Here is a 12,618-nt window from a genome sequence, read left to right on the forward strand (position 1 = left end):
CCTATCTTAAACGGTTTGTAATTGACACAAAATCAAACCAAACCATTGATTTTCGTCCGTCCAATTCTTGATGGAAACTAAGCCTAAATCCTCTAATTCCGCTTGAATTTTTTCCAGTTCAAACTTGCGAGAGATTTCCGTATGAATAGTTTCTCCTTGGGTAAATTCAATGGCTAAATTGAGCTTTTTGAGTTCAACAGTTTGCGATCGCAAACTTTTTAAGTGCATTTCAATTTGATGTTCGGTTTGATTGTAAAATGCCAAATGTTCAAATTGCTCTAAGTTAAAATTCCCTTCAAACAGATGGTTTAAATGTCGTAACATATTCAAGTTGAATGCCGCCGTTACCCCTTGACTATCATCATAAGCGGGTTCTAAAATTGATTTAGATTTGTGTAAATCAACCCCCAATAAAAAATAATCTCCAGGTTGCAAAGCTTCGACAATATGGGAAAAGAAAACATGGCATTCTTCCGGTTTCAAATTTCCCAAGCTACTGCCAATAAACCCAATCATTCGAGCAGGTAAGGGGGAAGGATTGAGATGTTTTAAAGCTGTCTCATAGGTGCTAACAATTCCATGAATATTCAGCTTCGGGTAATCTTTGAGCAGATTATAGGCACTTTCTTCTAAAATTCCGCCACTAATATCAATGGGTAAATAATGAAGTGGATGACCTAATTCTTGATAAGCGTCTAATAGAATTCGAGTTTTTGTAGAACTCCCACTTCCTAATTCTACAAGTTCGCAATAGCCTGTTAAATTGGCAATTTCTGAGGCATAATCTTGTAAAATCTTTGCTTCTGTGCGGGTTACATAATATTCGGGTAACTCACAAATTTTTTCAAACAATAATGATCCTCGATCATCATAAAAATATTTAGGTGGTAAGGTTTTTGGGGTTTGGGTTAACCCATTAATCACATCATCTCCCGCAGCAACGGGACATTTTTCTCGAAAAGTGTCAATCTTTAACCGAGGGCTAACCCTCGTGTACTTGTCTGGTGATAAGACGGTAGAATTAGAAATTACCATGATCAAACATACAAATTCAGCTTAAGATAGACATCATACTGTGTCTTGTTTGGATAAAATATTACAATTTGTTTAAGATTGCGATACAATAGAGGATAGTTGTTGAAAAAATTCTGATGGATGTCTATGACTGCTACTGCAAATGTTAAAACGGAGTACGAAGCGATTATTGGGTTAGAAACCCATTGTCAATTGAATACCGAAACCAAGATTTTCTCGAATTCTTCCACGAAATTTGGGGCTGATCCTAATATGAATATTGATCCGATTTGTATGGGATTACCCGGTGTCCTCCCGGTATTAAATGAAAAAGTCTTAGAATATGCCGTAAAAGCCGGGTTAGCCCTGAATTGTGCAATTGCTCCTTACAGTAAATTTGATCGCAAACAATATTTTTATCCTGATTTGCCTAAAAATTATCAAATTTCTCAATATGATTTACCCATTGCCATAAATGGTCATTTAGAAATAGAAATTGTCGATGAAGATGGCAGTGCAACTCGCAAAACTATTGGAATTACTCGCTTACATATTGAAGAAGATGCCGGAAAATTAGTCCATGGCGGAAGCGATCGCCTTTCCGGTTCCACCTATTCTATGGTTGATTATAATCGGGCGGGAATTGCTTTAGCTGAAATTGTCTCTGAACCCGATATTCGTTCGGGACAAGAAGCCGCCGAATATGCCCAAGAAGTGCGTCGAATTGTGCGTTATTTGGGCGTGAGTGATGGCAATATGCAGGAAGGTTCGCTACGATGTGATGTGAATATTTCCGTGCGTCCGGTGGGACAAAAAGAGTTCGGAACTAAAGTTGAAATCAAAAATATGAACTCTTTTAGTGCGATCCAACGGGCGATTGATCATGAAATCGAACGGCAAATTAAGGCAATTGAAACCCGGGAAAAAATTGTTCAAGAAACCCGGTTATGGGAAGAAGGAAGTCAACGGACAATTAGTATGCGAAAAAAAGAAGGAGCAAGCGATTATCGCTATTTTCCTGAACCCGATCTTCCACCGATTCAAGTATCTGCTGAACAACTCAAAACCTGGAAATCTCAATTACCTGAACTTCCAGTAGAAAAACGTCATCGCTATGAATCAGAATTAGGATTATCCCCCTACGATACTCGTATATTAACGGATGATCACCCGATTTCTGAATATTTTGAAGCCACAATTGCCGCCGGAGCTAATATTAAACAAGCGGTAAATTGGATTATTGGTGATATTACGGCCCATCTCAAAAATGAAAAATGCAGTGTTACTGAAGTCGCTTTAAAACCGGAAGGATTAGCGGAATTAATTGGTTTAATTGAATCTGGAACAATTAGCGGTAAAATTGCTAAGGATTTATTACCAGAATTGTTAACTCAAGGCGGATCTCCTAAAGCATTAGTTGAAATAAAAGGATTAATTCAATTATCCGATCCTAAAGCATTAGCAGAAATTATTGATCAAGTTTTGGTAGAAAATCCCAAGGAATTAGAACAATATCACGCCGGAAAAACCAAACTCCAAGGATTTTTTGTTGGTCAAATTATGAAAAAAACCGGAGGACGGGCTGACCCTAAACTCACGAATCAACTATTAGGAGAAAAACTCAAAAAATAAATAAATTTATTCAGGTTAGGTTTTACGAATTATGAACCCAACCTGAATTGTCAGATTAATCAGATTTAGGACTAAAAAATAATTGGTTAACCTTACTAATTACCCAACTCAAAATCGCCCCACCCATTAAAATTCCAATCGCTGGAGTAAATACAGGTTCCCAAAGTTTATACCATAAATCCAAACCCAGATTGAGTTTAAAAGAATTGCCTAAAACCGCAACGACTAACCAAAAAAAACTGAATAATACAAAAAAAACATTTGCCACTAAAACTAGATTTAACCATTTAATCAACTGTTCTTTCATAGTTCAAACTCAATAAAAATTATGTCAATCTATTTGATCTCGATTATATTTTAAGGGTTAGCGGGATTTTTTTGCAAATATTAACTCAAAATTTGTAGACAAACTTAACCTAATCTTTGTTACAATAGATCCTAGCAGTTATAGTAGGCAGTCTGTGTTAATATGGTTCGCTACACCCTAGCTCAAAGTCCCGAAATCGTTCTTACTGTCCGAGGCAAAGATTCATCTCAAGCCCGGGAGAAAGCGATGGACAAACTGATGGAATTGATGGATACTGGGAAACTACCAACGGAATTAGAAGAAGGCTTTAGTCCCCAACAGTTTATCGAAGTTAAAGAACCCGATGATAGTCCCTTAGAAGAAGAAGATGCCATTTCCGAGGCGGTGCAAATTCTGAGTAATTTGGCTTCTTTGAAATTGAAGGTGATGGAATCAAAAGAAGAAGCCCTAAAAGTGCGAGAATCTATTGATATTCTGTTCACAGATCAACCAGTGACGGTGGAAGAAATCACCGATTTAAAAGACGGCTTTAAGGTATTAAAAAATTTCGCTGTTTCTAATCTTAGATATCGAGAAGCTAGGGGCAAAGCAGAAGAAGCTAGAGCCACTTTAGATGAAGCATTAAAATCTTCTGAACCCGAATCAAAACCAGATAATTATCAAGGAAAAAAAGATAAAAAATAACTTTAAAATAGGGAATGGGGAATAGGCAATGGTGATGAATTTTTCGAGTATTTTAATAAGAGCAGTAATCATTATTCCCTCTTTTCCTAAGAACCATTACCTATCAAGGATTTAAACGGATTACGCGGTCTTGAATCCAAATCTATCCTAATATTTTGGGTGATTTCTTTAGCAGGAATCTGGTTAGGATTAATAGTCAGACAATGGGTGCTGACCGGAAGAATTTCCAAATTAAATTTTAATAAATTAGCAATAGATTTAAAACGAGGATTGCCAGACTAGACCGATGTTTCCACACCAACCCCTGACTGTGATCCCAAAATGGTGTTATGGCAGGGAACAGCCCTGGGGCTTGGGGGGGAGGGAACACCGGGGAAATACTTCATCGTCTGGGTTCCAAGATCCGTCTGGTGTCCTAACTGCCTTGGCGGTTGCTATACCGCTTGCGATCAGTTTTTATGATAGGATGGAAGTTTTGTATACACAAGCAATAAGCACCTAAAGGAGAAGCCAGATGGCTCGAATGTATTATGATGCCGATGCCAATTTAGATATTTTGGCGGGCAAAACTATTGCAATTATTGGTTATGGCTCCCAAGGTCATGCCCATGCCCTGAATTTAAAAGATAGTGGCTTGAATGTAATTGTCGGGCTATATCCTGGCAGTAAATCAGCCATCAAAGCCAAAGACTCCGGTTTAACCGTGCATAGTGTGGAAGACGCGGCGAAGGCTGCTGACTTTATTATGATTCTTTTGCCTGATGAAGTACAAAAAACTGTTTATAAAAACGAAATTGAACCCTATTTAACCGAAGGCAAAACCTTAGCATTTGCCCATGGTTTTAATATTCACTTTGGTCAAGTTGTCCCCCCTTCTAATGTCGATGTGGTGATGGTAGCACCCAAAGGCCCAGGGCATTTAGTCCGTCGCACCTACGAACAGGGCCAAGGAGTTCCCGCCCTATTTGCAGTATATCAAGATGCCTCTGGACAGGCCCGTGACCGGGCAATGGCCTATGCTAAAGGTATTGGTGGCACACGCGGTGGCGTTTTAGAAACTACATTCCGTGAAGAAACCGAAACCGACCTATTTGGTGAACAGGCGGTTTTATGTGGTGGTTTAAGTGCTTTAATTAAAGCTGGATTTGAAACCTTAGTTGAAGCGGGTTATCAACCGGAATTGGCTTATTTTGAATGTTTACACGAAGTTAAATTAATCGTAGATTTAGTCGTGGAAGGCGGTTTAGCCAAAATGCGCGATAGTATTTCTAATACGGCTGAATATGGAGATTATACCCGCGGCCCTCGGATTGTTACCGACGAAACCCGCGCCGAAATGCGGAAAATTCTCAGCGAAATTCAGTCCGGTCAATTTGCTAGAGATTTTGTCTTAGAAAACCAAGCTGGAAAACCCGGTTTCATCGCCATGCGTCGTCAAGAAGCCGAACATCCCATCGAAGAAGTGGGTAAAGACTTACGCGCTATGTTTAGTTGGATGAAGAAAGACTAAATTAAAGTAGAGACGTGCCATGGTACGTCTCTACAGGCGGTTAAATGTTAGCGATAACCGCCAAACCCCACAGCCTATTTTGTCGGCTGGCCTTGATCAAGTTTTTGAATGTCCTTCTCTCGTTGTTCGTTAGTATCTTTCGGCTTTAACCACTTCGGCCATAAACCCACAACAAACTCACGACTGGTTTTACTAGCATCTCTGGCGGGTTTGGGCAAAAATTTAAAGGTATCGCCAGAGGAAATAAACAGAATAATTAAGGCGACGGCACCCCAGCCTAGAATTTTTTTAGGAGTCATAAGCGATTTTTAAGATATAGATATTTATGGGAGTTTATTGTAATCAGATTTGAAAGGTTTGTACATCTAAATCAATCAATATCAAGAAATCCCTTCATTGTCGCTGCTAAGGCCATAACACCCTAATAAGAGTGCGATCAAGCGCAACAACGAAGTTTTTCAACTTAATTACAATTATACCCGTTAATACTGAGTTTTTAATAGTTCCTCAATGAAAACTTGAGTTTCCGGGGGAATATCCTTAATTAAACGCACGGGAAAAGCAGGAGTTGAGATATATCGATAATATTCTGGAGTCAGGAATACCTGATATTTTTCGGCTTCGGGAGTTAGTTGGGCTGCGGTTGCTAAAACAATAGTTTTAGCGTAATTCTTAACATCTTTTGAGGCATCTCCGATGACTTCACCGCCGGAAATGGGAGTTACAGGAATCCAGCTTTGATCCCCAATAGTTCCAGGATCTCTAACGCTTAAATGGGTTGCACCGACCACCCCTAATAATAATTTTTCCGTGGGAATTTGGGGAAAAATAGCAATTTGTTCGGGTAAAGCAGGAGTAACTTTATCGGATGATTGTGTTAAAATTACAGTGGGAACTTGAACTTGATTTAATCCCGTTTTTCCGAATATAACCGAAGCAGTGGGGGCAAAGGCTATCGCCCGTTTAATTCGCGGATCACTAAACCGATAGCGATCATTCGGGAGTTCTGAGGCTAAACATTGGGTGGCTTTTCCTAAACTAAAGGTGATAAAACTCTGATCACAATTTTTCCTTAATTGATCAATTTGGAACTCTCCCCCAGCTAAAGCTAAAGCCGTTGCTCCTCCAAAAGAATATCCAAATACTAAAGTATTATTAGTATTAAATTTACCTTTAAATCTGGGATCACTAAGATTTAATTTTTCTAATTCATTTAAGGTAAAAATCAAATCTTGGGGACGTTCGATAACTTCTGTAGGAGATAAAAACAAATTTTTATTTACAAAAGTCGCATTACTCCCAGGATGTTCAGGAACAATAACAGTATAGCCATGGGAGGCTAAATGTTCCATTAAATAGCGTAATTCTTGATAATCTGAACCCCGACCGTGAGAATAAAGAATTAAAGGTTTATCTGGTGTAGCTGCGGAGGAGGAATAAATATAAACGGGAATATTGCGATTACGTTGTTTGTCTAGTAATTCTATCCGAGTAATTTCCACTTTTCCTGGCCCGGGTTGACTCGGATAAAGGGGAATTTTTGGAGCTTGAGGTATGTCACTGGGTAGTTTAGGTAAGACTTCTAAAAGTAACCTTTGAGTTTGCCAAAATCCTTGATTTAATCGTGTTAAAACCGCAAAGGAGCGAGGAAGATCAATCTCAATGGTCGGTAAAGGATAGTTTTCTAAAAAATTAATAACTGATAACCCTTGTTCAGATTTAGCTGAAGATATAATCGCTGTTTTAATGGCGACTCCTCCTTGGGATTTGTCCGCAGAAATAATCGTATCAATATCAGTTAATAATCTAGTTCCCACTTGACTATTAACAATTTCTTCAACGGTTTCATCCTTGATTTTAATTTTAATATTTAAAGCTCCTAAAGCCTGTTGCTTTTGTTCGGGCTTTAAAAAGCTAAAATAACCTAATAACCCCACGGGAACTTTCCCCGTTTCCGCAAATTCTTTTAAGTCTTTGACCGAAACCGTCGCATAAATAAATCCCTGTCTAATCACAACGGATTCCGCCGCCCGAAGGGGAAGGGTAAACACAGGAAAACCACTTAAAATAGTAGTTGCGAAAAGACTCAGGGGAAACAACAATTTTTTCCACTGGCGTTTGACGCGCTGTGCAGAAGCAGAAAGTGGAATTTGAACCATAATAATCTAGGTTAAACAATCCCAAAAGTTTAGCATCGAATTATCCGATCGCCATCGGGGGGCGGTGGTGGGAAAAAGGTTGTGCCGCTTCAAGTTGGGCAGCTAAAGCGATTAAAGTGGCTTCCGAGGCAGGTTTTCCCACTAACTGCACCCCCAGGGGTAAACCTTCTGGGGTAAATCCGGTGGGAATTGCGATCGCCGGTTGGCCACTAACATTAAACCCGGGACAGGGGGAAATCCATTCCGTAATCCGTTGTAAGGTTTCTGGGGGGGAAAGTTGGGCATATTCTCCCACCCGAATTGCTGGGTGCGTATACGTCGGTAAAACCACCACATCAAAGGGGCTTAAGGTTGCCACAATTTGACGACCGCCGACCTGCATTTTAGACACCGCTTGCAAATATTGTCCGGCGGTAATTTCGCTTGACATTAACCATTGATTCACTGATCCTAAATACTCCTGGGGAATTCCAGCCGCGGCTACTCCCGATTTCCAAACCGCAATAAACGGTTCCAGAATATCACTAAAATCGGGATTAATGGGTTCGATTTGATGACCCAATTGTTCAAGGAGATTTACGGTATTTGTCAAGGCTTGTTCACATTCCGGGGAGAGTAAACTGCCGGGTAAAATAGAAGGAGCGATCGCAATTTTTAAAGATTTTGGAGGCTGTTGGGTTGCTGCTAAAAACGAAGGATTCGGATCGCTTATCCAATAGGGATCACCCAAAATATATCCCGACATAATATCAAGTAAAGCCGCGGCATCGGCCACGGTACGGGCTAGGGGGCCATCGGTAGAAATCCCACTTTGGAAGTCCCCCACCGGAGCATGGGAAACTCGCCCCCGAGTCGGTTTAATCCCCACCAAACCACAACAAAAAGCGGGGCCCCGCACCGACCCCCCACCATCTGACCCATGGGCGACCGGGGACAACCCGGCTGCAACAGCCGCCGCAGCCCCTCCACTGGAACCTCCGGGGGTGTAGTCTAAATTCCAAGGGTTACGGGCGGGAGGAAAGCCATCGGGTTCGGTATAGGGTAGGGAACCGATTTCTGAGGTCGCTGTTTTCCCTAAAATATTAAATCCGGCTTGACGAATTCGGCTCACCACTCCATCATCATAGGTGGCAATTCTATCAACTAAAGCCCGGGAACCGTAGGTACAAGCAATTCCAGCAACGGGGTTTAAATCTTTAATCGAAATTGGCACTCCAAAAAAAGGCGGTAAATCGTTAATATCTGAAATCTGGAATAATTGTTCCGTTTGGGTTTTAGCCAATATTAAAGCCCTATCCGCCATCACGGTAAAATAACAACCCAACAGAGGATTTAACCGTTGAATTCGATCTAAATAAAAATTAACTAACTCTAAAGGCGAGATAACTTTGGTGCGAATTAATTGGGCTTGTTCTAAGGCAGAAGTAAAAGCTAAATCCACTGAATTCATAATTATTAACTCAATTAAACTATTGATAAACAACCATTGATTCTGGTTGAAGTTTATCATTATTAAGGAAAAAACCAACAAGAATAGAGCCGAAACACTGTCACGATCAAACTTTTGTGAATATTCTTTGCTGCAATAGAGGATTGGGGGGTAAACTAGGAATATGGGATTTTAATATTTCAGCTAGAATTAATTGTTTCTATTCAAGGTCACGGGATATGACACAATCAGAGCGTCCACCTGTTCCTCGTCCGCCAGTACCAGGCGTTCCACCTCGTCCACCCGCACCCAAAGCACCTCCACCTCCAGGCGCGACCGTTGCTACGGCTCTTTCTGCACCTGCTCAGGCTACGGTGGCGACAACCAGGGTGATGGTCGCACCCAGAAACAAGGGCCCTAGCCCCGGAAATCCTACATTAGTGGATATTGTCAAACTAGCTAATGAGGAGGGAGCTTCGGACGTTCACTTAGGGGTGAATGAGCCACCGCGTTTGCGTAAACGGGGGGATATTGTACCTTTAGATTGGCCGAACACCGACTTGAATACCTTTATGAGTTGGTTGATGGAGATATTAAGCGATGAGGAAATTCAGCAATTTCAAGAAAACTTAGACTTTGACGGCGCGGCGGATTTAGGTTTTGTCCGAATTCGGATTAGCATTTTTGACGCTCTCAATGGCCCTTCATTGGTGCTGCGGTTAATTGGTTCGTCGATTTTGACTTTGGAACAGTTGAAGTTACCAGAGGTATTTAAAAAAATCTGTAACTACCACAAAGGATTAATTTTAGTTACTGGGCCGACGGGTTCGGGTAAGTCTACTACCCTAGCGGCAATGATTGACTACATGAACCGGAACTATGCCTATAATATTATTACTATTGAAGACCCGGTAGAATTTGTTCACGAAAGTAAAAAATCCCTGATTAAACACCGAGAAGTCGGACGTCATACCTTGAAGTTTTTTAATGCCCTTAAAGGAGCTTTGCGTCAAGACCCCGATGTCTTACTTGTGGGAGAAATTCGGGATAAAGAATCAATGCAAATCGCCTTAAAAGCAGCGCAAACAGGTCACTTAGTCTCTGGAACCTTACACACTAATAGTGCGGTAAAAACCATAACTCGGATTTTAGATATGTTTACCGCCGAGGAACAATCTTCGATTAAAGTCTCTATTTCCGAATCTTTGGTGGCAATTATTGCTCAATTATTATGTAAAACCACCGATGGTAAACGGGCGGCTTTTCACGATGTTCTGATCAATACCGATGTGATTAAGGAATATATCGTGAAAGACAAGTTTGAAGACATCAACCAAATTATGCTTAAAGATACCTATGAAGGGATGACGACTATGAACAAATCTCTTTATAATCTCTACCAAGAAGGACGAATTACTGAGGAGATTTGTTTAGATGTATCTCCCTTCCCCAACGAGATGAGCCAAATGTTGCGCGGGCGAGTCTAATAAGATCAGTCATCAGTCATTAGTCATCAGTTATTAGTCTATTACCGTTTACCTACAAATGGAATGATACCTTGAATTTATTTCAATCTACGGTCAATCATTCATTTAAAGCGATCGCTTTATTCACCCCTGGGGGAGATTTAGTCTATTGTATCGATCCGAATAAACAGCGTCGTTGGCATTCTGATCTTTGTATTTATTTACAAGAATTCCTGAGTTTACCTGAACCACCTCATTTTTTAATTCCTTGCTATACCGCTACCTATGATCAATGGGTCAACCCCCAAACCCAGGAGATTCAGTTTTCCGCAGAAGCCTATCCCCCAGTTCTGCAATACCAAACCTTATTAAATACCCTGTTTGATACAGGGGATTTAGTTTGGCAACCTATAAAAAATTCCGAAGAAGTTTGTAACCCTTTAATTATTGCGACTTACTATGAGCAGTTTCCCAAATTGTGGGAAAATCATGATCTAATTGTTCAGGTCAAAAAAAACAATTTGAGTCATGATTTCCCAAGTACCGAAAACTTGTCGGAACCCCAACCTTATACTGTTACACTCAATTTGTCTCCTCAACCCGAACTGAATCAAACTAAAGGCTATATTTTACGGTTATTTGTCTCCGGTCATAGTCTGGTGACAGAAAAAACCCTAAAAACCCTGCATCAACTTTTAGAAGGTTCGATTAGTCATCCTTACACTTTAAAAGTGATTGACGTTTTAAAACATCCCGACTTAGCGGAATCTGACCAAATTTCCGCTACCCCCACCTTAATTAAAGTCTGGCCTAAACCCGTCCGTCGAATTGTTGGAGAGTTAAATAATGTTGAGACTATTCTTAAATTATTAGGAAATCCTGCGGATGACTTTCCCGATGAATTTTAAGGCGTTTCTATCCTACACTTATATGAATTATAATAATAATATATAAAATTAATCCCAAGCCTAATATTATGGTAGCTACCGCACCCCCAATTCAACAATCACTTGTGGGCGAAAAGCGCGTCACCCTGCGAGGTTTGACTTGGCAAGGATATCAACAAATTCTTCACGCCTTACCCGAAAGTCGAGCCGCCCATCTGACTTATGATCATGGAATTCTTGAAATTAGTATGCCTTTAGAAAGTCATGAATTTGCCTTGCGACTGATCGAGCGTTTTATCATCATTCTCATATTTGAGATGGGTATGAAGATTAAAACTATGGGATCGACCACATTGAATCGAGAAGACTTAGATCGAGGGGCTGAACCGGATAATGCCTACTATATTCAAAATCAAGCTAAAGTAGCGGGGCGTACAGTGAATTTAGCCGAAGATCCCCCTCCTGATCTGGTGGTAGAAGTCGATATTACCCACACCGATATTGACAAAAATCGCCTGTATGCAGCCATAGATGTGCCTGAATTTTGGAGTTATAATGGTCAAGAATGGCGGATTTACCAACTACAAGAAAAGACCTATCAAGAGTGCGATCGCAGTCCTACTTTTCCTGGGGTTAAAAAAGAATATTTATATCATTTCTTAGCAAAAGCCCAACAGGATGAAATTGAAGCGGAAAAGGAATTTAGATCATTAATTCAAGAAAAAATTGCCGAAAAATCACTTTAATTTGAATCTTGTTTATAATAACAATACACAAAATTAATCCCAAGCCTAATATTATGGTAGCTACCGCACCTCAAATTCACTCCTCACCTGTGGGCGAAAAGCGCGTCACCCTGCGAGGTTTAACTTGGCAAGGATATCAACAAATTCTCGGCGCCTTACCCGAAAGTCGAGCCGCCCGTCTAACTTATGATCATGGAATTCTTGAAATTAGTATGCCTTTAGAAAGTCATGAATTTGCTAGTGAATTGATAGGTTTATTTATCCGTATTCTAGTAGGAGAAATGGGCATGAAGCTCAAATCCATGAGATCCACAACTCTAACTCGAGAAGACTTAGATCGAGGGGCTGAACCCGATAATGCTTACTATATTCAAAATCAGGCGAAAGTAGCGGGGCGTAAAGTCAATTTAGCTGAAGATCCCGCCCCGGATCTGGTGGTAGAAGTCGATATTACCCACACCGATATTGATAAAAAGTGCCTGTATGCAGCCATGGGAGTTCCTGAATTTTGGAGTTATAATGGTCAAGAATGGCGGATTTACCAACTGCAAGAAAAGACCTATCAAGAGTGCGATCGCAGTCCTACTTTTCCTGGAGTTGAAAAGGAATATTTATATCATTTCTTAGCAAAAGCCCAACAGGATGAAATTGAAGCGGAAAAGGAATTTAGATCATTAATTCAAGAAAAAATTTCAGAATAGAGTTAACTATTTTCTAGGGAAATTGCCACTTGGGAACAGAGGAATTTGAGCAACTCGACAGGATTTGTTGTGATTAATGATCT

General features: G+C 40.4%; 12 protein-coding genes. 7 read left to right on the forward strand and 5 right to left on the reverse strand.

The genetic code is table 11. The features are described 5' to 3' along the window. Positions 1–6: 6 nt before the first annotated feature. The gene (gene egtD, locus NMG88_RS17760; RefSeq protein WP_026785584.1) at positions 7–1,035 is read right to left on the reverse strand and encodes an L-histidine N(alpha)-methyltransferase; all 1,029 of its coding nucleotides are present in this window, start codon (positions 1,033–1,035) and stop codon (positions 7–9) included. 126 nt (positions 1,036–1,161) lie between these two features. Here egtD and gatB point away from each other — a divergent pair, with 126 nt between their 5' ends. Next, a complete protein-coding gene (gatB, locus tag NMG88_RS17765; protein ID WP_026796286.1) occupies positions 1,162–2,646 on the forward strand; it encodes an Asp-tRNA(Asn)/Glu-tRNA(Gln) amidotransferase subunit GatB in 1,485 nt (494 codons plus the stop codon). A 55-nt stretch (positions 2,647–2,701) separates the two neighbouring features. Here gatB and NMG88_RS17770 read toward each other — a convergent pair whose 3' ends face one another. Further along, positions 2,702–2,953 (reverse strand): hypothetical protein, encoded by a 252-nt coding sequence (locus NMG88_RS17770; protein WP_026785586.1) that lies wholly within the window; start codon positions 2,951–2,953, stop codon positions 2,702–2,704. Between the two features lie 162 nt (positions 2,954–3,115). Here NMG88_RS17770 and NMG88_RS17775 point away from each other — a divergent pair, with 162 nt between their 5' ends. After that, positions 3,116–3,637 carry a hypothetical protein gene (locus tag NMG88_RS17775; protein ID WP_042153742.1) on the forward strand — a complete coding sequence of 174 codons (522 nt, stop codon included), beginning with the start codon at positions 3,116–3,118 and terminating at the stop codon, positions 3,635–3,637. Between the two features lie 514 nt (positions 3,638–4,151). Further along, positions 4,152–5,147, forward strand: a complete 996-nt coding sequence (gene ilvC / locus NMG88_RS17780) for a ketol-acid reductoisomerase (protein WP_042153740.1) — start codon at positions 4,152–4,154, stop codon at positions 5,145–5,147. 74 nt (positions 5,148–5,221) lie between these two features. Here the strand turns inward: ilvC and NMG88_RS17785 are convergent, their stop codons facing one another. From NMG88_RS17785 to NMG88_RS17795, 3 genes are all read right to left on the reverse strand, one after another. Next, on the reverse strand, positions 5,222–5,446 hold the full coding sequence (locus NMG88_RS17785; RefSeq protein WP_042153738.1) for a hypothetical protein: 225 nt from the start codon (positions 5,444–5,446) through the stop codon (positions 5,222–5,224). Positions 5,447–5,629: 183 nt separating this feature from the next. Further along, positions 5,630–7,306: an alpha/beta hydrolase gene (locus NMG88_RS17790; protein WP_254035668.1), complete on the reverse strand. Its 1,677-nt coding sequence runs from the start codon at positions 7,304–7,306 to the stop codon at positions 5,630–5,632. 40 nt (positions 7,307–7,346) lie between these two features. After that, positions 7,347–8,756 carry an amidase gene (locus NMG88_RS17795; RefSeq protein WP_254035669.1) on the reverse strand — a complete coding sequence of 470 codons (1,410 nt, stop codon included), beginning with the start codon at positions 8,754–8,756 and terminating at the stop codon, positions 7,347–7,349. Positions 8,757–8,974: 218 nt separating this feature from the next. Here NMG88_RS17795 and NMG88_RS17800 point away from each other — a divergent pair, with 218 nt between their 5' ends. The 4 genes from NMG88_RS17800 (at position 8,975) to NMG88_RS17815 (ending at position 12,535) form a co-directional block, all read left to right on the forward strand. Continuing rightward, a complete protein-coding gene (locus tag NMG88_RS17800) occupies positions 8,975–10,222 on the forward strand; it encodes a type IV pilus twitching motility protein PilT (RefSeq protein WP_026796283.1) in 1,248 nt (415 codons plus the stop codon). A 71-nt stretch (positions 10,223–10,293) separates the two neighbouring features. Beyond that, the gene (locus NMG88_RS17805; protein WP_042153732.1) at positions 10,294–11,109 is read left to right on the forward strand and encodes a circadian clock KaiB family protein; all 816 of its coding nucleotides are present in this window, start codon (positions 10,294–10,296) and stop codon (positions 11,107–11,109) included. A 68-nt stretch (positions 11,110–11,177) separates the two neighbouring features. Continuing rightward, positions 11,178–11,834, forward strand: coding sequence for a Uma2 family endonuclease (locus NMG88_RS17810; RefSeq protein WP_227381660.1), 657 nt, complete (start codon positions 11,178–11,180; stop codon positions 11,832–11,834). A gap of 53 nt (positions 11,835–11,887) precedes the next feature. Then, positions 11,888–12,535 carry a Uma2 family endonuclease gene (locus NMG88_RS17815; protein ID WP_227350467.1) on the forward strand — a complete coding sequence of 216 codons (648 nt, stop codon included), beginning with the start codon at positions 11,888–11,890 and terminating at the stop codon, positions 12,533–12,535. Positions 12,536–12,618 lie beyond the last annotated feature (83 nt).

Source organism: Planktothrix agardhii (genome assembly GCF_904830935.1).
GTDB lineage: Bacteria > Cyanobacteriota > Cyanobacteriia > Cyanobacteriales > Microcoleaceae > Planktothrix > Planktothrix agardhii.

What these genes read in the sequence shown, in the direction of transcription:
- egtD (WP_026785584.1), bottom strand. Translation starts at nt 1,035, where the DNA reads ATGGTAATTTCTAATTCTACCGTCTTATCACCAGACAAGTACACGAGG.
- gatB (WP_026796286.1), top strand. Translation starts at nt 1,162, where the DNA reads ATGACTGCTACTGCAAATGTTAAAACGGAGTACGAAGCGATTATTGGG.
- NMG88_RS17770 (WP_026785586.1), bottom strand. Translation starts at nt 2,953, where the DNA reads ATGAAAGAACAGTTGATTAAATGGTTAAATCTAGTTTTAGTGGCAAAT.
- NMG88_RS17775 (WP_042153742.1), top strand. Translation starts at nt 3,116, where the DNA reads ATGGTTCGCTACACCCTAGCTCAAAGTCCCGAAATCGTTCTTACTGTC.
- ilvC (WP_042153740.1), top strand. Translation starts at nt 4,152, where the DNA reads ATGGCTCGAATGTATTATGATGCCGATGCCAATTTAGATATTTTGGCG.
- NMG88_RS17785 (WP_042153738.1), bottom strand. Translation starts at nt 5,446, where the DNA reads ATGACTCCTAAAAAAATTCTAGGCTGGGGTGCCGTCGCCTTAATTATT.
- NMG88_RS17790 (WP_254035668.1), bottom strand. Translation starts at nt 7,306, where the DNA reads ATGGTTCAAATTCCACTTTCTGCTTCTGCACAGCGCGTCAAACGCCAG.
- NMG88_RS17795 (WP_254035669.1), bottom strand. Translation starts at nt 8,756, where the DNA reads ATGAATTCAGTGGATTTAGCTTTTACTTCTGCCTTAGAACAAGCCCAA.
- NMG88_RS17800 (WP_026796283.1), top strand. Translation starts at nt 8,975, where the DNA reads ATGACACAATCAGAGCGTCCACCTGTTCCTCGTCCGCCAGTACCAGGC.
- NMG88_RS17810 (WP_227381660.1), top strand. Translation starts at nt 11,178, where the DNA reads ATGGTAGCTACCGCACCCCCAATTCAACAATCACTTGTGGGCGAAAAG.
- NMG88_RS17815 (WP_227350467.1), top strand. Translation starts at nt 11,888, where the DNA reads ATGGTAGCTACCGCACCTCAAATTCACTCCTCACCTGTGGGCGAAAAG.